Consider the following 25,009-nt stretch of genomic DNA (forward strand, 5'->3'; position numbering starts at 1 on the left):
AAGAATTGCGGGCGTGGTGGAATTGGTAGACACGCTAGACTTAGGATCTAGTGCCGCAAGGTGTGAGAGTTCGAGTCTCTCCGCCCGTACAAAAAAAACTTCTGTGAAAACAGAAGTTTTTTTCTTTTTAATAAACTTTAAAATTGATGCTTGGCTATGACTGATGTTTTGGCGAGTGATTTACGACTTTACTAGTTGTTTAACTTTGTTAAATAATATTCCCATCTCTGCTGCAATTAGCAAAGAGGTTTCTAGGTAAGCTTGTTTCTGATTTTCGGTATCATCATAAACTTTAGGGTCTTTATAAGGCAAATGAAAGCGTGCTTCTGCATCTAAAATTACGGGACAATTTTCATCAGCATCATTGCAAGTTGTAATGGCTAGAAAAGGAGTTGAATTAATGGAATGATCTACTAATTTAGAAAAACCAATAATTTCTTTTTCAGCATCTTTATAGTTAATAATGTATTTTGGATTTTTATGACTAAACTCTTCCAAGCTAAATTTAAATCCTGAAGCTTCTAAAGTTTTTAATGTGTTGGCATGAAAACAGGTGGCTTCGGTTCCTCCAGAAAAACTATAACCATTAGTTATACCGTAATATTCCATGGCATAATAAGCCCAGGTTTGGGCTATCAAACTACGTCTAGAATTATGTGTACAGATAAAGTTTAGGTTTACAGTTCTTTTGTTATTTAAAATTTCAGCAATTTTATTTGCAATGTCTTGTAGTATATGTTCTCTATTAATCGTTAATTTTGTGGTATTAATAGCTTTTTCAAACAAGTCTTTTACGTTTTTTTGTGGAATAGTGGTCATCAGCACTTTTTTTATTAGCTAAAAAACAAATATAAAGGGAAACCGATAGTCAAATGTTAATATATAATTAAGTAAAAATGAAACTTAAAATAGGTGATAAGGTCTTGATGAAAGATAGTGTAGGAAAAGGAGTAGTAGTCAAGGTTTCTAAAGGGCAAGTAATGGTTTTGGATGAATATGGGTTTGAGTTGCCTTATAGAGAAAATCAGCTAATTTTAATAGAGGTTGAACAGTCTGAGCTTTCTAAATTTAATGACATCAACAACAAGATGTTACGTCAAAAAGAACAGTTGGTAGAAACTTCTAAGCGAAGTACTAAAAAGTCAAAGCAAGAAAAATACGGAGTGGTGATGGAGGTAGATTTACATATAGAAAAATTAGTAAAGTCGATTTCGGGGATGAATAATGCAGATATTTTAAACAAACAGTTAGATACTGCTAAACACAAGGTTGAGTTTGCTATAAGAAATAGAATTCCCAAAATTGTGTTTATTCACGGAGTAGGAGAAGGAATACTAAAGGAAGAGTTGTATCGTTTGTTTCATAGATATTCTCTAAGATATGAAGATGCTTCATATCAAAAATATGGATTAGGAGCTACTGAAGTTTCTTTCTAAAAAAAAAACATGTTTTACAAAGTAAAACATGTTTTTTTAGTAATGAATTTAGTTACAGTATTTAGTTAAGTTTTAACTCTTCTATAACTTGTGCTATTTTATGATCTAATGCAGCTTCTGCTTCTTCAGCATTTTCTATGCTATCTAAATTTCCTTTAACACCAAAGTAAAATTTAATTTTTGGTTCTGTTCCACTTGGTCTTACGCATACTTTGGTTCCGTCCTCAGTATGGTAAATCAATACGTTAGATTTAGGCATATCCATTACGGTTTCTTCACCAGTAAGTACATTTTTCTGAATAGAAGATTGATAATCACAAATGTATTTTACTTTAGATCCTACAATTTCTTTCATTGGGTTTTCTCTAAAGTCCACTAACATTTGCTGAATCTGAGCTGCTCCATCCATTCCTTTTTTAGTAATAGAAATCAATGCTTCTTTGTACAATCCGTGTTTGGCATAAATATCTAACAACTGTTGGTACAAAGTGGTTCCTTTTGCTTTCGCATGTGCAGCCATTTCGCAAGCCAACAGACACGATGTTACTGCATCTTTGTCTCTTACAAAGTCACCAATCATGTAACCGTAGCTTTCTTCGCCTCCTCCAATAAATTCTTTTTTAGGGAAGTCGGCAATAGATTTTCCAATCCATTTAAAACCAGTTAAGGTAATTACGGTTTCCAATCCATAATAATCAGCCAGTACTTTTAACATTTCGGTAGATACAATAGTGGTTGCAATAAACTGATTGTCTTTTAATCCTCCATTGTTCTTTTTTTGTTGTATCAAGAAGTCGGTCATCAAGATCATGGTTTGATTTCCGTTTAACAATTTCATGTTTCCTTCTAAATCTCTAACAGCAATTCCTAATCGGTCACTATCTGGGTCGGTTCCCATTAAAATATCAGCTCCAATTTGGTTGGCTAAATTGGTAGCCATTTCTAAAGCTTCTGTTTCTTCTGGGTTTGGAGATTTAACTGTAGGGAAATTTCCGTTAGGTTGTTCTTGCTCTTTTACGATGTGTACATCAGAAAAACCTGCTCTGTGCAATACTGCAGGCACAGACATTACGGAAGTTCCGTGTAATGGAGTAAATACAATTTTTACATCTCCTCGGTCTATTTGATCTCCAAAAGTTCCGTGTTTTATAGAGGCCAAATGAAAAGCATCATCAATTTCTTCTCCAATATAGGTTAATAACTTTTCGTCTGCTTCAAATTTAATAGCATCAAAAGTTACGTTGTTTACTTCATCTATAATCATACTGTCTAATGGTGGAGTAACTTGACATCCATCAGCACCGTATACTTTGTACCCATTGTATTCTGGAGGATTATGAGAGGCTGTTAGCACAATTCCTGCATCACATCCTAAATAACGAACAGCAAAGGATAATTCTGGTGTAGTTCTTAAGTCATCAAACAAAAAAACTTGAATTCCGTTGGCGGTAAATACATCAGCAACAACTTTGGCAAATTCTTTACTATTGTTACGACAATCGTAAGCAATTACTGTTTTTAGTTCTTTGTTAGGACTGTTTGCTATTAAAAAGTTAGACAATCCTTGTGTTGCTTTACCAATGGTGTATTTGTTAATTCTATTGGTACCTGCACCCATAACCCCACGCATACCTCCTGTACCAAACTCCATGTTTTTGTAAAAACGATCGGTTAGCTCTTCTGGGTTATTGTCTATTAAATCTTGAATTTCTTTTTGTGTATCTGCATCAAATGTAGGGCTTAGCCATAATTTTGAAGCTTCGATAATTTCTGAAGTTACCATGATAAGTTTAAGTTATTCTGTTTTGTTGGGTTAAATATATAGAATATTGATTTATATTTCTTTTTCTGTGTAATATAAATTTGTTATTTTTCTATTCTTTAGAATCATTTCTCCTATAAACCCTGCTATAAATAGCTGTGTTCCCAAAATCATACTGGTTAGTGCTATGTAAAACAAAGGATTGTTGGTGATAAGTTTCGCTGTTTGATGAAAGTAAAAAACGGTTATTAGTTTATGAATTCCTAAGTAGATGGCAACTCCAAAACCAATTAAAAACATAAAAGTCCCTATCAATCCAAAAAAATGCATGGGTCTTTTGCCAAATTTGGATAAAAACCAAAGAGTGATTAAATCTAAAAATCCATTGGTAAAGCGATCAATACCAAACTTAGTTTCTCCATGCAGTCTAGCTTGATGTTGTACTACTTTTTCTCCAATTTTTATGAATCCTACATTTTTAGCCAAGATGGGAATGTAGCGGTGCATTTCACCAGTAACATCAATGTTTTTTATAACTTTATTTCGGTACGCTTTTAGTCCACAGTTAAAATCGTTTAAAGCAATTCCTGATGTTTTTCTAGCGGCCCAATTAAATAGTTTAGATGGAATGTTTTTACGAATGGCTGAATCGTATCTTTTTTTCTTCCAACCACTTACCAAATCATAATTTTGGTGAACAATCATTTGGTACAATTCCGGAATTTCTTCAGGACTGTCTTGCAAATCGGCATCCATAGTAATTACTACCTCTCCTTCTGCCTTTTTAAAGCCAGCATTTAGTCCCTGAGATTTTCCAAAGTTTTTTAGGAATTTAATTCCTTTTACATATGGGTTTTTTGCTTTTAACTCACAAATTACATCCCAAGATGTGTCGGTACTACCATCGTCTATAAAAATAATTTCGTAAGAAAATTGATGTTGTTCCATTACAGAAACAATCCATCGATGTAACTCTGGAAGAGACTCTGCTTCGTTTAGCAATGGAATTACAATAGATAATTGCATACAAGGTGTTTATTTGTTTTTAACAAAAATTCCCGTTACTACCGCAGCTAAAAAACCGATAAATAAATTTACTGCAAGGCTAAACAAAATAGTACCAGGAATAAAAGCATTATTGGCTAATTGGATGGCATTTTTTAAATTCTCTGGGTTTTCAAAATTACCTGTAGCCACCAAACGTTCTCTATTCATTGCTTCAAATTTGGTTAGTGTGTCGGGTTCAATGTTGTAAATAAATAACAAAGAATACACAATGTAAACAAAAGCTGTTAAAGCACCTATAATTAACCCTGGTTTTATAATTTGACCAAAACTTGTAAAACCAACATGCTTTTTTAAGTAGTTAATAGCAACCATTATAACAACAATAGGAATAATTAAACCCAAAGCCGAAAAAATAGAAGTACGTTCACTTATGTAAGGATTGCTACCCGTAGTTGCATAAATAATTAACTCGTTTAAAACGATTAAAAAACCTGAAATTAACCCGAATTTTAAGATGGGTTTGCTACTAAAAAATGAATTCATTGGAACGATTTCTTGTTAAAATTTGGAGCAAATATAACTAATTATTGTCCTAAAGTACCCTGTTACAGTAAGATGAATTAAATGTTAAAAAATGATGTATTAAATGTTGCAAGAATTGTATTTAGGTTGTAAATTTGCAGCCGGGTAAGTCCTACACAACTAGCTCCCTCGGAATCCCCCAGGGCGGGAACGCAGCAAGGGTACTTGGTCGTAGCAGTGTGATGTAGATCGCTTGCCCTTTTTTTATGTTACAATAAATAGTAAGTTTATTCATATAAAATCCAGCAAGTTTGCTGGATTTTGTATTTTCTAGCAACTAGGTTTGTTTTTTTGTTGAAAACTCTAAAATATTCGCACAAAATAGTCCTCCAAACTTGTAACGGATTCTTTATTTTTGAAAATCTAAAATGATGACACTATGTGGTTCGAAGTAAAAGTAAAATATAGCAAAATTGACGATAACGAAAAGGTAAAAACCTTTAATCAACCTTATTTATTTGATGCCTTAACTTTTACAGAGGCCGAAGCACGTGCCAATGAAGAAATGGCCAAATACTTATCCGAAGGTTTTAAAATAACCAACATTAAAGTAGCCAATTTTTCTGAAATTTTTCCGAGTGAACACGGAGATAGATGGTTTAAATGTAAAGTGTCTTTGGTAACTTTGGATGAAGACAAAGGCCTTGAAAGAAGAACCAACACTTATGTACTGGTACAAGCCAACGATGTAAAAGATGCTTTTGAATATTTAATTGATCAATTTTCTGATACGGTTTCTGATTTTTCTATTCCAAGCATTACCGAATCTCCTATTATTGATATTTTTCCATTTTTTGATGAAGACCAAGAGTTAGAACCTAAAATCGTTCCATCTTCAGAAGTATCAGCAGAAACTTATGACGAAGAAAATTTAGAAGATCAAGCTTTTGATGCTGTAAACGAAGAAGAACAAGAAGACGATTCAGAAATTTCTCAATAATTATCATGCAACAATTTGCCTACTTATTTGGAGGTTTTTTTGGTGTGTTAGCCATAGTCTTTGGAGCGTTTGCTAGCCATTTACTAAAGAAAAAATGGACACCATCAATAATAGATAGTTTTGAAATAGGGGTAAGGTACCAAATGTACCATGCTCTATTTTTAGTACTAATAGCCAATACGTTAACTTTTGAATACGTATTAGACACATTATCAGTAATTTTTGCGATAGTTGGTGTGTTTTTGTTTTCGGGAAGTATTTACGGAATATGTAGTTTAAAAAGTCGTAAACTTCCTGTTAAATTTTTAGGACCCATTACTCCATTAGGAGGTTTATGTTTACTTTTGTCTTGGTTGTTTTTTATAGCTACAACCATTGTGCATGGAAGCTAAAAAAAAATCGAGGTCTTATAGGTTGTTTCGTGTTTTTGTATATAGAAATAGAACAAAAATTGCATTGGCTCTAGATGTTTTTTTTATGGGCTTAAAGCATGGTGCACAAGACACACAAAAGACTACAGCCATTATTCAAACCTTTGTGTTGAAAGGTAAAATAGATAAAGAAGATGAAAAAATCCTAAAACTTTATCTATCTGATATATTAAAGGTAGTGGGTATTGGGATTCCTTTTATATTGTTACCAGGTGCTAGTATTATCATCCCTTTTTTAATTCGTGCTGCCGAAAAAAGAAACATAGATTTAATTCCGTCCAACTTTAAGAATAAATCCAAACAAGCAAAATAACCTCTGTTGTTTTTCTATGTGGTTAATAATCCGTAACTTAAATGGAGTTTAACCAAAAAACATATTATTATGACAGGAACAAAAATTGTTTTTAAGAATGCATTAAAAATCTATGCTTTAATTGTTGGGTTTTACTTTTTAATCAAAGTAATTGGTTTTTCTCATATAATGGGGCTTAGATTTGTAAATATTTTATTTGTATTGTGGGGTGTAAATACTGCTATCAAAACAAATATTACAGAAAGATACGACTCCGTATACTTTAATAATCTTTTTGTAGGATTTGCTACGAGTTTTTTAGCTGTATTGGCAACATTAATTAGCATGGTTTTGTATGTAAGTTTTATAGACGATTCGCTGTTATTAATGTTACAGCAATCTTCATTCTGGGGAAATCACTTAACCTTGCCCCGAATTGTGTTTGCAATGACTATAGAAGGAGCAGCATCGTGTATTATTAGTACGTTTATGTTAATGCAGTACTGGAAAAAACATAAGGTAACTTCTTATGTATCGTAACCTTAAAAAACTCAATCTTTTTGATTGAGTTTTTTATTTTATGTACTACATTTAGGATTTAAAATTATCCGGCATGTTTACACTTAAAAACTTTAAAATAATTGCTTTACTAGAAGGTATATCTTACTTAATTCTTTTAGGAATAGGAACCCCGTTAAAACACCTTACAGGAAACGACGTAATTGTAAGATTTTTTGGAATGCCTCATGGAGTGTTGTTTGTTGCTTATGTGATTTTTGCTTTTGTTTTAAAAAGTGAAATGAAATGGAATAATAAAGAGTTTTTTATGATTCTGATTTGTTCTGTGCTTCCTTTTGGTACTTTTTACGCAGATAAAAAATACTTAAAACCACAAGTATGAAACTACTTTTTAAGCATATTTATTTACTAATGATTCCCTGTTTATTGGGATGTGAAAATACCTTAAACAAAGAGTTGTCTCTAACGGACAGACCGGTTTACAAAGTTCATAAAGTAAAACAAGCTCCTGTAATTGATGGGGTAATTGATTTAAAGGAATGGGAGCATGCTGAAACGGTCAGTTTTGATTATTATTACCTTACCGAAAACGAACAAGAGCAGCAGCCAACCCAATACAGAATGTTATGGGACGATGAAAATATTTATGTCTCTTTTCAGATGGAAGATCGTTTCATCAATGCAAAAGAAACACAACGAGATGGAGCTCCTTATTTAGATGATTGTGTTGAACTTTTTTTAATTCCATCACCTAGTGCTGCAGATGTTCATATTTGCTTTGAAATAAATCCTAACAAGGCAGTAAATGATTTGGTGTATGTAAATAATTTCCACAACGGAAAAAATGCACCAATTCGTTCTTTTGATCCAGAAATAACGGTTGAAGTTTCTATTCAAGGTACGGTAAATAACAATAAAGATTTAGACAAAGGATGGGCCTTAGAAATGGCAATTCCTGTAAAAACTTTTAGAGGTATTGCGAGTCAATATCCTGTAGCTAAGGGAAGTCAATGGGCTTTTTTGGCTTTAAAACAAATGAGAGATGTAGATGCTATTGGGAGGAGAATGATGTCTACTCTTTTTCCAGTAGAAAACATCAAGGAAAAAGATGTACATCAGCCTAATATGTTTGGTTTGTTAATGTTTGTAGAATAAGAGTCGTTGTTGTTTATGCAGTATTATACCCAGTTTTCGTTAAAAGAATACAATACTTTTGGAATAGATGTTAACGCCAAAAAGTTTGTTTCTGTACAAAGTCTGTCTGAGTTAAAAGAAGTCCTAGCACATCAGAAAGAGGTGTTTCTGCTAGGAGGAGGAAGCAATATGTTGCTAACAAAGGATGTAGATAAAACAGTTGTGCATTTAAACCTCAAAGGAATCACTGTAAATCATCAAACAGAAAAATTTGTTGAGGTTACAGCCATGGCAGGAGAAAATTGGCATGAGTTTGTACTTTGGTGTATAAATCAAAATTATGGAGGTCTAGAAAACTTATCACTAATCCCTGGAAATGTAGGGACTTGCCCTATTCAGAATATTGGTGCATATGGCTTTGAAGTGAAGGATACTATAGTTTGTCTAGAGGCATTAAATTTAGAAACCTTAGAGTTAGAAAGGTTTAGTAATACAGAATGTGAATTTGGTTATAGAAATTCTATTTTTAAAACTTGGGCAAAAAACAAATATGCAATTGTAAGTGTTACTTTTAGGTTGACTACAAAAAATCATCAAACTAATATTTCGTACGGAGCTATTCAAACGCAATTAGAAGGAAAGTTAAATCCTACATTAAAAGAAATCAGTAATGCGGTAATTGCTATTAGAAACAGTAAGTTGCCCAATCCTAAAGAAATAGGAAACAGTGGAAGTTTTTTTAAAAACCCAGTAATTTCAGTAGAAAAATTTCAGCAACTTCAGCAAAAATACCCAGATGTTCCCAGTTATACAGTTTCTGAAAAACTAGTAAAAGTACCTGCGGGTTGGTTAATAGAAACTGCTGGTTTTAAAGGAAAGTCTTTTGGAAAAGCAGGTGTGCACAACAAACAGGCTTTGGTATTGGTAAATTATGGAACAGCTAACGGAATGGAAATTTTGAATATTGCTACGACCATTCAGAAAAAAATAAAAGAGTTATTTGGGGTCGAATTAGAAATAGAAGTTAACATTTTTTAGTTTTTTTGCACATTTGTGGTAGCATCTTGTTTTCTAGAGGTATTTTAATACTTGCTTGTTTGTTACTTTGGTCAAGTAATTTTTAATCTTATTAATAATGACCGTACATTCTTTATTTAAATCTTACATAGCTTTAGCAGCTTTGTTGATAGCAGTTCCTTTTGCAATGGCTTGTTCTAGTGGAGATTCAGATGTGTTTATACCTCCAACAGAAAATAAAAATAATCCGAAAGATGAAGATTCTGAGAAAGGAGAAGAAAACAATGATAGCGCTCAAGTTGATAGAACCACTCCCTTTTTTATAGAAATAGATCCTGTTCCGAATGATAAAAAATGGGTAAAAGTAGAAGAGTTGTCTGATGAATTTAATGATGGTTTTGATGATGATAAATGGTATAGAGACCCAGCTAAAGATCCTTTTGGTTGGTATGGAAGACCACCAGCACTTTTTGAATCGGACAATGTAACGGTAAAAGATGGAAACTTAAACGTAACTGTAGAAAAATTTGCAAGCCCCAAAAAGGTTAATGGAACCACGTGGACACATGGAGGAGCAATTTTGCGTTCTAAAGCAAAAGCCAAGTATGGACAGTATTATGAGTGTAGAATGCAAGCCAACAAAACGGTAATGTCTTCTACCTTTTGGATTGCTTTTTTACAAAACTGTAGTATGGGACCACAAAAAAAGTTGGAGTTGGATATACAAGAATGCGTAGGAAGAGTGCATGATGGTACAGATAGTTGGGCTACCAATTGGGATCAGAGCTATCATTCTAATACTTGGAGGCATGCTAGAAGTTGTGATGTAGAAAAGTCTTTAAACTCTCCTGCGGTAACTAAAATGGAAGAGAAGAACAATTCTAGATATTTTGTATATGGTTGTTGGTGGAAATCTCCCAATGAAATTTTATTTTACTTAGATGGAAAACATGTGCATTCCATTACCAATCCTCCAGCAGATTTTGATATAGAAGGGTATATTACCATGGCTATTGAAACCTATGACTGGAATCCTATAGACGAAGCAAATATTTTAGAATCGGGAACGTGGGATCAAAGAACTACTAAATATGATTGGGTAAGAACTTGGAAATTAGCAGAAAAAGAATAATGGAATAAAAACAAAAAAAACAGACTCCCTAAAAAAATTAGGGAGTCTGTTTTTTTAATAACCTAACTTATATAAAGTTCATCAACTCGTAAGAATTTCCTAGTACTTTTTTAGCATCGGCTTCTAGCCACTTGTCTAGTACGGTTGCGTAGATTTGTCTAAAATCGATAGCATATTTTAAGTCTCCGTTTTTGTCCAAATCATCAAGATGAACAGCATCGTTGTAAATTCCTGGTTTTTTTAGATTTTCTGTCAATAAAAATAAATTATTTGCTGCTCCGTGATCGGTTCCCATTCCCGCATTTTCTTCAACTCGTCTACCAAACTCGGTAAACACCATAATTAAAGTGTCTTTAAATGTATCGTGTTTTTTTAAATCGTTTACAAAAACTTCCAAACCTTCAGAAAGAATTTTCATCAGTCTTTTGTGCTTAGCGGGCTGTTGCACATGTGTGTCAAATCCACCCATAGAAACGTAGTAAACTTTGGTCTCTAAATGAGAGTTGATGAACTGAGCTGTTGTAGCTAGTTGTTTTCCGAACTGATTTTTAGGATATTCTGTTTGGGTGTTGTAAGTCTTAGAGTTTTCGTAAATATAAGAAGCAGAGGACTCAGCTTGTATCAATTGTTTGTACAGATATCCTAAATTTTCTTCGCTATGATGAGTATCCTTGTGGTGTTTTTGAAGTACTTTTTTAAAAAAAGGATCTTGTGTATTTCTGTTCAAATTTTTAGGATCAAAAGCCGAAATACCACTAGTCTTAGCCCCTTTTAGAGCTAATGATAATTTGTTATCAACATCAATAGCCATATGTGCATCTTGTTTAAAAACATCTAAGTAATCACCTAACCAACCTGTAGACTTGTACTGGTTGGCATCGCTTGCTGTTTGCCAGATATCGGAAGATCTAAAGTGCGATCTTATAGGGTTTGGGTATCCAACATTGTTTACAATACTAAGGTAGCCTCTATCGTATAGGTTTTTTAGGGGAGAAAGGTAATCTGGTACTCCTAATTCACCATTTAAACTAAGTATTTGTTCAGGTTTTATAGATATTCTAGGTCTTTTTTTGTAATACAAATCGTTTCTAAAAGGAACAATAGTGTTCAATCCATCGTTACCTCCAGCAAGTTGTATTACAACTAATTTTTTGTGTCCCAACTTGTTTTTAGGAATTTTTTCAAAAGCTCTTAAAAAATTTGGAGCCAATAACATTCCGCTAGCCAAAGAACTGTTAATGATAAAATCTCTTCTTTTCATATGTTGATGTTTTTAGCACATTTGATATTCTGGTAAAGACATAAGTGCGATACAGAACTCTCTAGGTGTATGATGGTTAATGGTTTGTATTACTTGTTCGGTTTCTTTAGATAGTTTGTTGCCCAAAAGTACTTGTTTCCAATCTTCTAGGTTAGTGCCTTCTTGTGCGTTTTGAAATGGAGTCCAGTTAAGATTGGTAAAAATAAAATACGCTTTGTTTTTTTTACGTTTGCTAATCATGTCAAAATCATCTTCAAAATCAGATTCTGCAGCAATTTCAATAGCTCTTTGTTGTGCAATAGCTGAGGTTAATTTTAGGCGAATCATAATGGTATTTGCATCAATCCATTGTTTGTCTCCTGGCCAACCTGCTACGTTTGGCGGATATAGTAACTTTTGTCCTAAATTAAATTGCAGATATTGAAAATAGCGTTCTTTTTTAAACTCAAAAGGAATCACTTTATGAATTCCTACCAACAGTTCTACAGGAGATTTAATTTTAACATGCATGTTTTCAGTATCGTAAAACCAATCAGAAGTTAAGGTGTATTTCATCAAATCATCAATGCGATATTTTTTTCTAAACACCTTTGCCATTTTTTTTATGTGCTTGCTATTGGGATTGGGGTTTACAAACTCTTTGTAAACTTTTTCACAGATAAACAATGCACATTCAGGTTGTTCTAGGATAATGTTTATAATGTCTGTGCCATCAAACTTTCCAGTTTTTCCTAAAAAAGTTTTGGTTCCGTAATCGTGTTGTTTGTCCCTAAAAACAAATTCATTTTTTGCGTTAGTTCCCCATCCTGTAAAAGCTCTTGCAGATTCTTTTATGTCTTGTTCAGTATAGTGTCCTACTCCCAAAGTAAATAACTCCATCAATTCTCTTGCATAGTTTTCGTTGGGTTTTTTCTTTCTGTTTTGTTGATTGTTTAAGTAGCGAATCATCATAGGGTTTTTAGAGATAGCAACAACAAAATCCCTAAAATCTCCTAAAGCATGTTTTTGAATTACTTTTAAATATTGTTCTGTCTGATCTACAAAATTACTAGAACATACAAAATGATTTGTCCAAAACAAGCACATTTTATCTTGTAGTAAAGATTCAGAAGAATACAAGTTTTTAAACCACAGTGTGTTTAGCTTAACTAAAAGTTTTCTGTGTACTTTCTGCAACATCATTCTTTTTTCTCGTTCATTTTTTACATGATCGTATTTGCTTAACTCAGATGTGTTAACCTTTAAAGGTTGTTGTTTTTTTGCTTTTTTTAGAAGCAAATCAACATGTTCATCAACACTAAGGTGACTTATTTTTTTAAGTTCATTTGGAAGTAAACCAAAACCGACTCTATTATATAAGTGTATAATTTTTTGTGGATTCATACCGTTTAAGTTTTAGTTTGGTATGTCTTTATGACTGTTGTTTTTGCATAAAGTTTAATTAATAACATTTATGTTTTTTAAAAATGTAGTTTTAGGTCTGTTTTGATGATGTAAATTTAACTATAGATGATTATTTTTTTTATTTTAATGATTCGAAGCTGTCGGATTGCATTTGTTTGATTTTTAGTTTGTTAAGTTTTGGTTAAAAAAATACTAAAAAAAGCCTCGTTTATATTTGTTCAAAACATATGTATCCGCTATCTTTGCAGTCCAAATCGCGGGATAGAGCAGTAGGTAGCTCGTCGGGCTCATAACCCGAAGGTCACTGGTTCGAGTCCAGTTCCCGCTACTAGCAAGAGCACCTTTTTATAAAGGTGCTTTTTTTTGTCCAAAATTTAGCCAGCAAATATTATCAGCAAACTTTTTGACAACTTTCAAAAGTTTGGATTAAAAAGAACTTAGTAGCTGAATTAAATTGTTAAGAAAAATCACAGTTCTAATATAATTATAGGTTTAGAAATATAAATATACTTCTTAAGTAATTCAAACTATAAAAAAGATAGGTAATACCACGTAACAGAAGTATATTAGATTGCTGTGTTTTTTATTTTAAAAAGGGGATGTTTTTGTGTAAATACTGTAAAACACTGTTTTTTATTGCGTTTTTGTTGGTTGATTCTACATTTGATGTAGTGATTTGTTAATGCGTTACGTTTCCAAATTCGGAATTTTTTCAAATTTGTTACCGTAATATAAACATACTTAAACTATGAGATTTAAATTATTTGAAAACTTGAAGATGAGGGGCGTGCTATTCGCACTCATTACTGTTTTTAGTTTTAATCTGATACATGCACAAACGAATAAAGTTTCGGGTATTGTAACAGATGAAAAAGGAGAGCCGTTAATTGGGGTAACGGTTAGTGTGAAAAGCACAGGTAAATTAACAATTACGGATTTTGATGGTAGATACGAGCTTGCTATTAATAAAGGGGATATAATAGTAGCAAGTTATCTAGGATTTAGTACGAAAGAAGTAGAAGTTAAAGAACAACGAATTATTAACATTCAATTAGAGTCTAGTGCAGAAAACCTAGATGAGGTTATCGTAGTGGGGTACGGTACTCAAAAACAAAAAGAAGTTACTGGAGCGGTAGCAAAGGTAAAAGCTGAAGTTATTGAGCAAACAGCAACTGCCGATTTAGGAGCTGCAATTCAAGGACAAATTGCAGGGGTAAACGTTGTTGCTGCATCCGGAGAACCAGGAGAAGAATCAAACATTCAGATTCGTGGTGTAAGTTCAATCTTTGGAGATAACAGACCTTTGTATGTTGTAGACGGTATTCCGTATGACAACGATCCAAAATTGAGTATGAATGAAATTGAAAGTATTGATGTATTAAAAGATGGTGCATCGGCTGCTATTTATGGTACTCGTGGTTCTGCAGGGGTAATCTTAATTACTACCAAAAAAGCAAAAGAAGGAGAAATGAAAATTAGTTTGAATAGCTACTATGGTATTCAAAAAATTACATCTAGCACTCCTGTTTTAAACAGAGAACAAAAGTTGTTTCAGTTACACCTAAGAGGAGAGTCTTTAAACGGAACTCGTTTTGGTAACACTTGGACAACAGTAGAACGTTCTCCTCACTTTATTACAAACGATACCAATTTGTTTGATTTGATTGAAAATGACAATGCAGCTATCCAAAACCACAACTTAAGTATTTCAGGAGGTAAAAACGGATTGTCTTACAATGTAAATGCAAGTTACTTTAGCCAAGAGGGAGTTTTGTACAATTCTCAATACGATCGTTTTAACTTAAGATCTAACACACAATACAAAAAAGGAAAATGGACTGTAAGAACAGGACTTTCTTTAAGAGTAATTGATAATACTGTGTCTCCTTGGGGATTGATTCAGGATGCTATTAAATACGATCCTTTAAGACCAGCTTTGGTTACAGATACAGATGTCTTAGAAAATGTAGGTGATGAAAACGAAGCTCAAAATATTTCTTTCTTAGGACAAAAATTGTCACAAATAAACACCAGAGAGAGTCACTATTTTGATGTAAACATCAATGCTTCGTATGATATTACAGATGATTTAAAATTTACAACAAGAGCTGCAGTAAGTTATGATAACGGAGATCAAATTTTAGTAAATCCAAATTTCGTAGCTGTTAGAGATGACGGTACAAGAATTATCAATTCACCTTCTAGCGTAACCAATACAAGTACTCTAAGAAAAAAGAAAACTTGGGATGGTTTCTTAAACTACAAAAAGAGCTTAGGAAGTCATAATTTAGATTTTACCTTGGCTTATTCAGCAGAGCAGTACGATTACTCTCAATTTTTAGCTCGTAAATTTGATTTGTTTAACAACGAAATTACAGTATTGAACAATGCTTTGCAAGATGAAGCGTATGTAGAATCTGGAACAAACAACTGGACAGAAAACAGTACGATGACTTTGATTGGTAGTTTGGCAAGAATGCAGTACAACTACAAAGGAAAATATTTACTTAGTGCATTTGTACGTAGAGACGGATCTTCTAAGTTTACAAATGATCCTTACGGAATTTTCCCTTCTATAAGTTTAGGATGGAATGTACATGATGAATATTTCTGGATGCCTATCAAAAGAGTGGTTTCTCAGTTTAAAATTAGAGCCAGTAGAGGTACAACAGGTAACAACGGAGCTCCTTATTACGGAACAGTTCCGGTGCTTCAGTTAAATAGAGATTATGTATTTGGAAGTGATGGAGGAGAAGTTCTGTACAGAGGAGCTACCCAAGAATCTTTTGCAGATAAAAACTTAAAATGGGAAACATCAATCTCTAACAACTTAGGATTCGACATGGCTTTCTTTTCAAACAAATTGACTTTAAATGTTGACTTATATAAAAATGATAAAAACGACATGTTGTTACCAAGAAGGTTGGCACCATCAGAAGGAGGGGGAAGCTTAACTGAAAGTGTAGTCGTAAACGTAGGAGACATGACCAACAAAGGATTGGAGATTGCGACCAACTATAGACACAAAGGAAAGTTTTCTTGGAACGTAGGAGCAACCTTTACTAAAAATGAGAATGAAATCACAAGAATGCACGAAAGTAACCCAATTATTTATTTTGATGGGAGTACTATTTCAGGACATGCTAACGATGCTGATTTAACAACGTCTGCAAGAGTAGGATACGAAGCTGGAGCGTTCTTTTTACATGAAACTAATGGAGTAATCCAAACACAAGAACAATTAGACGATTATTTGTTGATTGATCCAAATGCAAAAATTGGAGACCTGATTTATGTAGATGAAAACGGAGATGGAGTGATTACTATTGACGATAGAACTTATGCAGGAAGTGGAGTGCCAGATTTTGAGATGGGATTGAACTTTGGAGCATATTACAAAGGATTTGATATGTCTATGCAATGGTATGGTTCTTTTGGAGGAGAAATCTTAAACGGAAACAAAGCCTTAGCATACAAGTCTGCTAACCACGAAGAATTATTGTATCAATGGACAACCTTTAACAACGATTCTAACATCCCTGTAGATAGAGGAGCTAACCATAACAATTACAGAGGTCATACAGATTATTGGTTAGAAGACGGAACTTTTGCAAGATTACGTAACATTACTATTGGTTACACTATACCAAAAAAGAAAACACAAAAAATAGGAGTAAACAAATTAAGAGTTTACGTAGCAGCACAAAATGCATTGACATTTACAAAATACACAGGTTACGATCCTGAAGTAGGAGGAAATGGATTGAGTACAAGAGGAATTGATAAAGGAAACTACCCTGTTACCGCACAAGTTAGAGGAGGTATTCAATTAGAATTTTAATCTAAAAAAGTCGAAAACATGAAAACAATAAAAAAGATAATACACATAAAGTTGGCCGTCTTATCGATGTTGGCTTTAACTTTTACCAGTTGTCAAGATGATTTTCTTGAACAAGAAAACCCCAATGCACCTTCTACTTCAACTTTCTGGAAAACTCTAGAAGATTTAGAGTACGGGTTGATAGGTGCTTATAAAAACTTTGGAAGTACACAAAATATTCGTTTGATTGACGATATGAGTTGTAGTGATTTGGCTTGGGCCAGTGGTTGGCAAAGACCTACAAACTCTAACGAGTATTATTTGCAAATATTTAATGAAGCTTCTGATGCAGTTAACAGAAAATGGCATCAAAACTACAGAACTATATTTTCTGCAAACCAAGTAATTGCTGCTTGTGAGAAGTTAATAGGAACATTTAATTCTGAAGTAGAAGAAGAAAGAGCGAATCAAATTTTAGCTGAAGCAAGATTTATTAGAGGATATATGTACTTTTTATTACACAATGCTTATAATGAAGGTGCTGTTGTAATTAAAGACAAACCATCAGAATCTGAAGAAGATTATTCTTCACCACTTCAATCAGCAGAAAAAGTAAAAGAGTTTCTTTTGGCAGATTTAGACTTTGCTTCTAAAAACTTACCAATTTCTTGGGCAAACGGACATAGAGGGCGTGTAACTGCAGGTGCAGCAGTAGCTTTAATGGGGCAAACAGCTATGTATCATGGAGATTTTGCTACAGCAGCAGAATATTTTAAAAGAGTTATTAATGATTATGGATATGCATTAACACCAGATATCGGAAGTAATTTTACTACACGTGACGAATTAAATGAAGAATCTATCATAGAAGTGGTTTACTCTATGGATTTCAAAAATAACTTAGGACCTTGGGACTCTAGAGACGTAGCCAATACATCTTATCACAAAAGATTAACAGGTGTAAATGGATGGTGGGGAGCTGTTGCTGCCAACTGGTTAATTTTAGAGTATAGAAATGATGCTATAGATACTGCGGATCCTAGAAATGTTATTATTACAGAAAATCCTGATGGAACTACTTCTCAAAGATTTAGATCTTTTAGTCCTAGAACCTCTCAATCTGTAGCTTTGGTAGATGAGTTAGATACACCATACTATAAAAACTCAAATCCAGAAAAAGGAGACTTGCCAGGTCAAGTAACAAACTTTAATGTAAAAATGACATGTTTCTGGAGAAAACATACCAACTGGGATTTAGGAGCTGTAAATGAGGATGCATTGTCTCCTGGTAAAGTTCGTTCAGGAATTAATGAAAGATTACTCCGTTTGGCTGAAATTTATTTACAGTACGCAGAATGCCAGATTGAGTTAGGGAATATGGATGAAGCAATGAAGTTTATCAACAGAGTAAGAAGACGTGCAGGTGTTGTTTTGTTGGGACCAGTAGGAACAGGAGAATACCCTAATAACGACCATGACAATATTACTTATACACCACAAACTTTAATGGAGCATTTACGTTTAAAAGAATATCCATTAGAATTGTCTTGTGAAGGTGATGGAGATAGAAATATCGACTTAAGAAGATGGGCTAAATATGGTAATTATGCTATTGAAGACTTTAAGAAAAAGCGTTTTGAAGAATTAGCTTCAAGAAGATATGATGCTTTAGACCATGAGGTAATCATGAAAGATGGAACAAAAGTTACTAGATGGGGATCTATTGTGGTTGAGGTACCAGAAAATGACCCAGAGGTTGATGTAACTTGGAATGAGTTTCAAAGAGCAGCTGAAAACTATAATCAGACAAAAGCTTATTGGCCAGTTCCAAATTCAGAAATTATTGCAAACGGAAACTTGTATAACGATATTCCGGCAGATGAATAATAAATTCTGAAAAGTAACTGTTAGTCGAATTAAAATTTTAAAGAAATGAAAAATAAATTAATAATAGCATTAATAACGTTGTCTGCATTCGTCATAGGATGTACAACAGGAGGTTATGAATCTCCAGACGATTTTTCTGATGTTGGTTTTTACAACTCAGAAGGAAACACTCAGATATTGCAAAAAAATATCTACGATTATATGACTTTTTCTGACTTGTCTATCGGAGCAACTCAGCACGCATGGACTATTGAAACAGGAAACGCATTCTTAAAAGGACCTATTAGCCGTGTTCCTACCAATTTAGAAGGAATGATTATTAATGAAGGAGATACTGTTTCTAACGCAAAAACGGTAAATGTCTTTTTTAGAAAATCAGGAATGCAAAAGGTAAGATTGTACAATGAATTTAAAGATTCAGTAGCTTTTAGAGGAAGCAGAGGTGGAGAAGATTACGACTGGCCTGCAACTAAAGTTGGTAACAAATGGGTAATAGATACAACTTTTGTTGTAAAAGTATTTGATACCATTATTGCAGAGTTAGAAGTAAGACAAAATGATGTCGTAATAGATCACAAATCTACAGACACCATTTATGTTGAAGCTGGAGAGTCTCTTAATTTTATAGACAAAACAACAATAGGTGAACCTACAGGACGTAACTTTTTTGTAAGAACTCCAGTAGTACCAGGTGACCCATCTACAGGAAAAAATGTTGCAAATAGCAGTGCTGAAGATGCGACTTTATTGATGAAAAAACTAGGTGTTTTTGAAGGAGGTATTACTGCAAACAGAACAGGAGAAACCATACCTGGAGATTCAGATACCTATGTGTTTCCTGCTCCAATTAAAGTAATTCCATCTTCTCAGCCTTTCCAATTGGCTGGAAGCATTTATGAGTTACCTAATGAAACAATTAGATTGCCATTTAACGGAGAGTTTGTGCCAGCAACTGGGCAAGAAGCCTTCTTTGAAGTAAAAGTAAACGGAAGTGTTTTTGCAATAGAGAGTGTAACAGTAAACGATACTGATGCCACTTTCTTAGACATTAAATTAGTAGATGCTATTTACAGACCAGATGTAATTACGGTAACCATGCTAGATGGTAGTGACTTAGAGTCTACTGATACAAGAACACCTGTTGCGTTTGTAGATGAACCAGTGAAAATGAATGATATTAATTTATTAGTTCCAGATATTGCAGGGTTAGAACAAGGTTCTTTATGGCAGCCTTTGGATGCTTCGGTACCAATTACTTTATCTAGGTCTACAGAGCAGGCTGCTACTGGAAGTTACAGTTTAAAAGTCGAAGTAAAACCTGGTACTCCAAATGCAACATGGTTCTTGGCTAACTTGCCAGAAGGATTGGTATTAGACCCAAATAAAGAATATTTGCTTAAGTACAAAGTATATGTTGATCCATCTAGTACATCATTGCCAGGAGAAATCGGTACATGGTTATTGCCAAATTGGACTCAAAGATTATGGGGAAATCCATCTAACTTTGCAACAGGTCAATGGGTAGAAAGAGAGCAAGTGTTAAGTGGTTTAACTTCTCTAACAATTTTCAGAATGAGATTAATTGGTACAACAAGTGATGCTGTATTCTATTTTGATGATTTTTTCTTACAAGATATTGAAACTAGACCTTAATATTTAATTGAAATAAATAATAAGGAACTGCCTGATAAGAAATTATCAGGCAGTTTTTTTTGCTTCTTAGTTTGTATTTTTTAATCTTTTCTAAAATTAAACTGTGTGTCTCAGCAGGAGGCTGAATTTGTTAAATCAAACTCACTTTAAATCTTTATATCAAGCTTGTATATTATCAATCGATAAATGTTATATCCCTTTTAAGTCAAAATAACGGATGATACATAAAACAAATGCTGAAGTACCATAACCTTTCTAAGAAAGGCTTTATAAAAAATAAATAGGATAATAATTTAGCCAATCAATACCTTTCCTTTTAGATGTTTGGATATTATAAAAATCAGAACAAAAGGCATATAAATAAAACGACTGATAGAAATTATATCTACCAGTCGTTTTATTGTTTACAAGTTTCTATGTATTGTTATTTGTCTAGCAAATCATCTACAGAAATATTTCCAGAATTGCCTTTTTTCTTATTCAAGTAGTCACTTGGTTTGGCTCCAAATTGCTTTTTAAAGCACTTAGAAAAATAAGAAGCTGTACTAAAACCTGTTTTATACATAACTTCTTTTACTGGTAAGTCAGTAGTGTCAAACAACTGCATGGCTCTTTTTAAACGGATACTACGGATAAATTCGCTAGAAGATAATCCTGTAATTTCTTTTAGTTTTAGGTACAAGTTACTTCTACTTTGTCCAATTTCGTTTACCAACGTTTCTACACTAAACTCGGTATTTGTCATGTGTTTGTCTATAATTTCAATTACTTGTTTTAAAAAACGTTCGTCGGCAGAAGTTACGGTAACTTCTTCGGGTTGTAGGTCTACTTCTCTGTTGAAACGTTTTCTGAGCAATGCTCTTTTTTTGGTAATGTTTTTTAGCTTTAGGTTAAGCAATTCAATATCAAAAGGTTTTCTGATATAATCGTCTGCTCCATGCTGCAAACTTTCTAATTCTTTTTCTTGTGATAATTTTGCAGAAAGAATCAGAACAGGAATATGACTTGTGGTTACAGTGGTTTTAAGTTTTTCACAGAGTTCAATTCCATCCATAATATGCATTACCAAATCAGTAATAATTACGTTAGGGATAATTTTGGTTGCAATTTCAAATCCTTCTTTTCCGTTTTCTGCTTCGTATATTTTGTATTCATCTTCTAATGAATAACGTATAAAAGAGCGAATATCTTTATTGTCATCAACAATTAAAAGAATAGGTAATTCATTAGACCTTTGCTTGGCAATACTTTCATCGGCAATATCATCATTCATATCAATAGCAATAGATTCAGATTCTGAACTTCTTCTGGCATAATCTCCATCACTATCTTCTTTACAAACAATTTCAGGAATATTTAAGTAAGCTTCTTTTTCTATAGGAAGCTGTATTGTAAATTCTGTTCCTTGGTTGGGTTCACTTTTTACTTCAATAGTACCTTGGTGTAGTTCTACTAGATTTTTGGTAAAAGCCAATCCTATTCCAATTCCTTTAGGATTGTTTTCATTTTTATCTTTTTTAGTATAATATCTTTCAAAAATATTTTTCATTCTGTCTGGGGCAATACCTATACCAGAATCTTTTACTTGAATTACCACTTTGTTTTCGTTTTCTGAAACAGATACTTCTATGGTTCCTTCTTTAGGTGTAAATTTATATGCATTAGACAGTAGGTTGTTGATGATTTTTTCGATGGCATCATGGTCGAACCAACTGTAAATACTATTAGAGCTATTGTTTATGGTAAAATTTATTTCTTTTTTATGAACTAAAAACTGAAAAGGTTCTGCAACTTCTTTTATAAAACTAACAATATTACTATTTCTCATAACCAAGGTTGTTTTTCCTTGATTCATTTTTCTAAAATCTAACAGTTGATTGACAAGACGTAACAAGTAATTGGTGTTTTTTTCCATCAATCGTAGTTGTTCCTTAAAGGCATCTGGTTTTAGCTCTAAGCCTCTTTTTTGAAGTACGTCTAAAGGTCCTTTTATTAACGTTAGTGGGGTTCTAAACTCGTGCGAAACATTGGTGAAGAATTCTAGTTTTAAGTTTTGAAGTTCTTCTTTCTTCTCTTTTTCTAATTCTTTAACTTCTAGTTGATGTTTGTTTTTAGCTTTGTTTAAAATGTATTTCCAAAATAAAATAAGCAGTAAAATAAATGCAATAGAATAAATTACATAGGCTTGAGTTGTTTTCCAAAAAGGAGGAACAATTTTTATTGCCATTTCAGTGTAGTTTTCTTCCCAAATATTGTCGTTGTTAGCAGCTTTTACCTTTAGTGTATAATTTCCTGGGCTTAGATTGGTGTAGTTAGCAAAACGCTTTTTGGCATTGGTATAAATCCAACTTTTATCAAAGCCTTCTAGTTTGTACGCAAATTTATTTTTGGAAGGTACAGAATAATGCAAAGCAGCAAACTCAAACGAAATACTATTTTCATCATATTTAAGTTCTAATTCTTTGGTTTCGTATATGGCTTTGTCAAAAATAACACGATTGTTAAACTTATCTCCTCTTTTAATAGGTTGATTATCTATAGAGAATTTAGTAATTACTGCATTGGCTTTGTGTGGGTTGTCTTTAATTTTTTTAGGCCTAAAAACATTAAAACCGTTGGTACCTCCAAAAAGCAATTCTCCATTTTTTCTTTTAATGCTAGAGGTTTCTACAAATTCATTTCCTTGCAGCCCATCGTTTTGATCGTAATTTTTAAAAGTTTTATTGTTAAGGTCAAACTTAGAGATTCCTTTGTTTGATGAAATCCATAAATTTCCTTCATCATCTTCTAAAAAGCCTTTGATTACATTGTTAGAAAGTCCATCTTTTTCTGAAAAATGAATAAACGATGCTTTGTTTTGGTCTATTGCGGTGGTAAGCTTATTAATTCCACCACCTAAAGTACCAATCCATAGAGATTTGTCTTTGGTTTGTTTTACTTGTAAGATGTAATTGTGACTGATGCTTTTTTCGTTACTAGGGTTGTGGTAGTAATTGATAAATTTTGGACTGTTTTTATCAATTTCAGATACGACTAATTTACTTAGCCCATTAGCGGTACCTAACCAAATATTTCCTAAGTGATCTTCATGAATAGCTCTAATAATATCACTAGGTAAACTATTAGGGTCTGAAGGTTCATGATACAATCTTTCTTTTTTATAAGTATTGTTTTTTTTGTCTTTTAACCATCTGTACAAGCCACCATTATAGGTACCAATCCACACATTTTTATTGCTGTCTTCTAGCATGCTAAAAACACTTTCTTTAACATCGTTAGCTACCAAGTCTTTTTCAGAGATGTTTTCAATGTTTTTAATTTTTTTTAAATCCAATTCATACAATCCAGGGTAAGATTCAAATCCTAGTAACATTTTGGTATCATTGTCAATACCTTGGATAGAAAAGCATTTTTTAATAGATGTTTCTATTTTAAAAAACTCCTTATAGTCGTTCCCTTTTTTACAGATATTAATTCCCCCACCAGAAGTTCCAATCCACAAGTTTTGATTTTTATCTTCATAAAAAGTACGTACTGTGTTGTAACTTAAACTCTTTTCGTCAATCGTATTTTTTACGAGCTGGAATTGTTTTTTTTCATGGTCTATTTTATTCACTCCTCCTCCTTGAGTTCCAATCCAAACAATTCCTGTTTTGTCTACAAACAAAGAACTAATTACATTGTTGTTAATGCTATTTTGATCTTCTGGACTGTACCTAAATTTTTCTATAAAACGAGGAGATTCGTCCTTGTTAACAATCTTAAATTGAAACAAACCACCGTAGCCACCAAGCCAAAGATTGTCTTTTTTGTCTATGGTCATAGAGTTAATAAAGCCCCAGAATATTTGTTTTACTTTTTTATCAAACTTATTAGGGTCGTACATAAAAGCACCAACTCCAGTACCAATAATAATTCTTCCGTACTTGTCTTCTATCATATCATTAACAGGAGCTTTGGGTAAACCTAACATGTTGTTGATATGCTTAAAATAAATTTCGTCCATAGAATCCCTAGACATCATAAACAAACCCTCTGTATCTCCCACCCAAATTTGGTTCTGACTGTCTTGAAATATACTATGCACTCTATTTTTGTTAGATCTGCTAGCAATTTCTTCTCCTGTAATTTTAAAATGTTTAAAATTTAAAGAACCATTAAAGTCTTTAATGCTTGCCACGTCTAACCCTTTGTTGTTCCCTACCCACAAGCGATCTTCTTTATCTATAAAAACGCAGCTAACATGATTGTTTCTAAGACTGTTAGGGTCATTTTTGTCGTGTGTAAAATGTAAAAATTCATCCTTTACTTTATCGTAATAGTTTACCCCTTTTCCTGTAGTTCCTATCCAGATATTGTTATGCTTATCTCCTGCAATAGAGTATACCAGGTTACTATTAATAGAGGTTTTATCATTAATGTCAGGTTTGTATACCGTAAAATCATATCCGTCAAATTTGTTAAGGCCATCGTGTGTTCCAAACCACATAAAACCTTTTTGATCTTGATAAATAGTGTTTATATCTCCTTGAGACAATCCATTACTTGTAGTAATATGGTCAAAATAAATACTTTTCTGGGCAAAAAATAATTGTGTTATTAAGAAAAAAACAATCGAAAATAGTTGTTTTAATTTATGAGATGTAGTCATATATAATCCTTGTTCTTGATTCTTTCAAATTTAAGAAAATCTTAAGAAGTAATACGATTCTAACTGTTTTGAATTACTGG

19 protein-coding genes, 2 tRNA genes and 1 other RNA gene are annotated in these 25,009 nt (G+C 33.0%); 15 read left to right on the forward strand and 7 right to left on the reverse strand.

Annotated features, from left to right (window positions below; all coding sequences use genetic code 11):
- Positions 1–7: 7 nt before the first annotated feature.
- Positions 8–89 (forward strand) — tRNA-Leu (locus FS85_RS0106150).
- Between the two features lie 91 nt (positions 90–180).
- Here FS85_RS0106150 and FS85_RS0106155 read toward each other — a convergent pair.
- The gene (locus FS85_RS0106155) at positions 181–819 is read right to left on the reverse strand and encodes a low molecular weight phosphatase family protein (protein ID WP_010135233.1); all 639 of its coding nucleotides are present in this window, start codon (positions 817–819) and stop codon (positions 181–183) included.
- A gap of 77 nt (positions 820–896) precedes the next feature.
- On the opposite strand from FS85_RS0106155, the gene FS85_RS0106160 reads away from it, so the two are divergent.
- Positions 897–1,436, forward strand: a complete 540-nt coding sequence (locus tag FS85_RS0106160; protein ID WP_029489299.1) for a Smr/MutS family protein — start codon at positions 897–899, stop codon at positions 1,434–1,436.
- A gap of 61 nt (positions 1,437–1,497) precedes the next feature.
- Here FS85_RS0106160 and FS85_RS0106165 read toward each other — a convergent pair whose 3' ends face one another.
- The 3 genes from FS85_RS0106165 to FS85_RS0106175 are packed head-to-tail and all read right to left on the reverse strand — an operon-like array spanning position 1,498 to position 4,749.
- A complete protein-coding gene (locus FS85_RS0106165; RefSeq protein ID WP_010135235.1) occupies positions 1,498–3,219 on the reverse strand; it encodes a phospho-sugar mutase in 1,722 nt (573 codons plus the stop codon).
- Between the two features lie 51 nt (positions 3,220–3,270).
- Positions 3,271–4,224, reverse strand: a complete 954-nt coding sequence (locus FS85_RS0106170; protein ID WP_010135236.1) for a glycosyltransferase family 2 protein — start codon at positions 4,222–4,224, stop codon at positions 3,271–3,273.
- Positions 4,225–4,233: 9 nt separating this feature from the next.
- A complete protein-coding gene (locus FS85_RS0106175) occupies positions 4,234–4,749 on the reverse strand; it encodes a DUF4199 domain-containing protein (protein ID WP_010135237.1) in 516 nt (171 codons plus the stop codon).
- A 142-nt stretch (positions 4,750–4,891) separates the two neighbouring features.
- Between FS85_RS0106175 and ffs the strand changes: the two genes are divergently transcribed.
- The 9 genes from ffs to FS85_RS0106215 all read left to right on the forward strand — a co-directional run bounded on the left by ffs (position 4,892) and on the right by FS85_RS0106215 (position 10,253).
- Positions 4,892–4,990, forward strand: an RNA gene (ffs, locus tag FS85_RS16365) — signal recognition particle sRNA small type.
- A 177-nt stretch (positions 4,991–5,167) separates the two neighbouring features.
- Positions 5,168–5,728, forward strand: a complete 561-nt coding sequence (locus FS85_RS0106180; RefSeq protein WP_010135238.1) for a DUF4494 domain-containing protein — start codon at positions 5,168–5,170, stop codon at positions 5,726–5,728.
- A gap of 5 nt (positions 5,729–5,733) precedes the next feature.
- The gene (locus FS85_RS0106185) at positions 5,734–6,120 is read left to right on the forward strand and encodes a DUF423 domain-containing protein (protein ID WP_010135239.1); all 387 of its coding nucleotides are present in this window, start codon (positions 5,734–5,736) and stop codon (positions 6,118–6,120) included.
- Complete coding sequence (locus FS85_RS0106190; protein WP_010135240.1) at positions 6,110–6,472, forward strand: LETM1 domain-containing protein; 363 nt, start codon at positions 6,110–6,112, stop codon at positions 6,470–6,472. Before FS85_RS0106185 ends, FS85_RS0106190 begins: the two co-directional genes overlap by 11 nt.
- A 69-nt stretch (positions 6,473–6,541) precedes the next feature.
- Entirely contained in the window at positions 6,542–6,991 is a 450-nt protein-coding gene (locus tag FS85_RS0106195; protein ID WP_010135241.1) for a hypothetical protein, read from the forward strand.
- A gap of 73 nt (positions 6,992–7,064) precedes the next feature.
- Complete coding sequence (locus FS85_RS0106200; RefSeq protein WP_010135243.1) at positions 7,065–7,352, forward strand: DUF3817 domain-containing protein; 288 nt, start codon at positions 7,065–7,067, stop codon at positions 7,350–7,352.
- Positions 7,349–8,125, forward strand: coding sequence for a carbohydrate-binding family 9-like protein (locus tag FS85_RS0106205; protein WP_010135244.1), 777 nt, complete (start codon positions 7,349–7,351; stop codon positions 8,123–8,125). Before FS85_RS0106200 ends, FS85_RS0106205 begins: the two co-directional genes overlap by 4 nt.
- Positions 8,126–8,140: 15 nt before the next feature.
- Positions 8,141–9,142 (forward strand): UDP-N-acetylmuramate dehydrogenase, encoded by a 1,002-nt coding sequence (gene murB / locus FS85_RS0106210; protein ID WP_010135245.1) that lies wholly within the window; start codon positions 8,141–8,143, stop codon positions 9,140–9,142.
- A gap of 97 nt (positions 9,143–9,239) precedes the next feature.
- Positions 9,240–10,253: a family 16 glycosylhydrolase gene (locus FS85_RS0106215; RefSeq protein WP_010135246.1), complete on the forward strand. Its 1,014-nt coding sequence runs from the start codon at positions 9,240–9,242 to the stop codon at positions 10,251–10,253.
- 67 nt (positions 10,254–10,320) lie between these two features.
- Here the strand turns inward: FS85_RS0106215 and FS85_RS0106220 are convergent, their stop codons facing one another.
- Positions 10,321–11,514, reverse strand: a complete 1,194-nt coding sequence (locus tag FS85_RS0106220; RefSeq protein ID WP_010135247.1) for a DUF1501 domain-containing protein — start codon at positions 11,512–11,514, stop codon at positions 10,321–10,323.
- Between the two features lie 12 nt (positions 11,515–11,526).
- Positions 11,527–12,897: a DUF1800 domain-containing protein gene (locus FS85_RS0106225; protein ID WP_010135248.1), complete on the reverse strand. Its 1,371-nt coding sequence runs from the start codon at positions 12,895–12,897 to the stop codon at positions 11,527–11,529.
- A gap of 276 nt (positions 12,898–13,173) precedes the next feature.
- Here FS85_RS0106225 and FS85_RS0106230 point away from each other — a divergent pair.
- From FS85_RS0106230 to FS85_RS15225, 4 genes are all read left to right on the forward strand, one after another.
- Positions 13,174–13,246 (forward strand) — tRNA-Met (locus FS85_RS0106230).
- Between the two features lie 420 nt (positions 13,247–13,666).
- A complete protein-coding gene (locus FS85_RS0106235) occupies positions 13,667–16,759 on the forward strand; it encodes a SusC/RagA family TonB-linked outer membrane protein (protein ID WP_010135249.1) in 3,093 nt (1,030 codons plus the stop codon).
- A gap of 18 nt (positions 16,760–16,777) precedes the next feature.
- The gene (locus FS85_RS0106240) at positions 16,778–18,625 is read left to right on the forward strand and encodes a RagB/SusD family nutrient uptake outer membrane protein (protein ID WP_029489301.1); all 1,848 of its coding nucleotides are present in this window, start codon (positions 16,778–16,780) and stop codon (positions 18,623–18,625) included.
- Positions 18,626–18,670: 45 nt separating this feature from the next.
- Positions 18,671–20,278 carry a hypothetical protein gene (locus FS85_RS15225; RefSeq protein ID WP_010135252.1) on the forward strand — a complete coding sequence of 536 codons (1,608 nt, stop codon included), beginning with the start codon at positions 18,671–18,673 and terminating at the stop codon, positions 20,276–20,278.
- A 424-nt stretch (positions 20,279–20,702) separates the two neighbouring features.
- On the opposite strand, the gene FS85_RS0106250 is transcribed toward FS85_RS15225, so the two are convergent.
- On the reverse strand, positions 20,703–24,929 hold the full coding sequence (locus FS85_RS0106250) for a hybrid sensor histidine kinase/response regulator transcription factor (RefSeq protein ID WP_010135253.1): 4,227 nt from the start codon (positions 24,927–24,929) through the stop codon (positions 20,703–20,705).
- Between the last annotated feature and the right edge of the window lie 80 nt (positions 24,930–25,009).

The organism is Ochrovirga pacifica (assembly GCF_000220525.1).
Classification (GTDB): Bacteria; Bacteroidota; Bacteroidia; order Flavobacteriales; family Flavobacteriaceae; genus Ochrovirga; species Ochrovirga pacifica.

Bases quoted from the DNA above. Each gene is read 5' to 3' on its own strand.
- FS85_RS0106155 (WP_010135233.1), bottom strand. From the start codon at position 819: ATGACCACTATTCCACAAAAAAACGTAAAAGACTTGTTTGAAAAAGCT.
- FS85_RS0106160 (WP_029489299.1), top strand. From the start codon at position 897: ATGAAACTTAAAATAGGTGATAAGGTCTTGATGAAAGATAGTGTAGGA.
- FS85_RS0106165 (WP_010135235.1), bottom strand. From the start codon at position 3,219: ATGGTAACTTCAGAAATTATCGAAGCTTCAAAATTATGGCTAAGCCCT.
- FS85_RS0106170 (WP_010135236.1), bottom strand. From the start codon at position 4,224: ATGCAATTATCTATTGTAATTCCATTGCTAAACGAAGCAGAGTCTCTT.
- FS85_RS0106175 (WP_010135237.1), bottom strand. From the start codon at position 4,749: ATGAATTCATTTTTTAGTAGCAAACCCATCTTAAAATTCGGGTTAATT.
- FS85_RS0106180 (WP_010135238.1), top strand. From the start codon at position 5,168: ATGTGGTTCGAAGTAAAAGTAAAATATAGCAAAATTGACGATAACGAA.
- FS85_RS0106185 (WP_010135239.1), top strand. From the start codon at position 5,734: ATGCAACAATTTGCCTACTTATTTGGAGGTTTTTTTGGTGTGTTAGCC.
- FS85_RS0106190 (WP_010135240.1), top strand. From the start codon at position 6,110: ATGGAAGCTAAAAAAAAATCGAGGTCTTATAGGTTGTTTCGTGTTTTT.
- FS85_RS0106195 (WP_010135241.1), top strand. From the start codon at position 6,542: ATGACAGGAACAAAAATTGTTTTTAAGAATGCATTAAAAATCTATGCT.
- FS85_RS0106200 (WP_010135243.1), top strand. From the start codon at position 7,065: ATGTTTACACTTAAAAACTTTAAAATAATTGCTTTACTAGAAGGTATA.
- FS85_RS0106205 (WP_010135244.1), top strand. From the start codon at position 7,349: ATGAAACTACTTTTTAAGCATATTTATTTACTAATGATTCCCTGTTTA.
- murB (WP_010135245.1), top strand. From the start codon at position 8,141: ATGCAGTATTATACCCAGTTTTCGTTAAAAGAATACAATACTTTTGGA.
- FS85_RS0106215 (WP_010135246.1), top strand. From the start codon at position 9,240: ATGACCGTACATTCTTTATTTAAATCTTACATAGCTTTAGCAGCTTTG.
- FS85_RS0106220 (WP_010135247.1), bottom strand. From the start codon at position 11,514: ATGAAAAGAAGAGATTTTATCATTAACAGTTCTTTGGCTAGCGGAATG.
- FS85_RS0106225 (WP_010135248.1), bottom strand. From the start codon at position 12,897: ATGAATCCACAAAAAATTATACACTTATATAATAGAGTCGGTTTTGGT.
- FS85_RS0106235 (WP_010135249.1), top strand. From the start codon at position 13,667: ATGAGATTTAAATTATTTGAAAACTTGAAGATGAGGGGCGTGCTATTC.
- FS85_RS0106240 (WP_029489301.1), top strand. From the start codon at position 16,778: ATGAAAACAATAAAAAAGATAATACACATAAAGTTGGCCGTCTTATCG.
- FS85_RS15225 (WP_010135252.1), top strand. From the start codon at position 18,671: ATGAAAAATAAATTAATAATAGCATTAATAACGTTGTCTGCATTCGTC.
- FS85_RS0106250 (WP_010135253.1), bottom strand. From the start codon at position 24,929: ATGACTACATCTCATAAATTAAAACAACTATTTTCGATTGTTTTTTTC.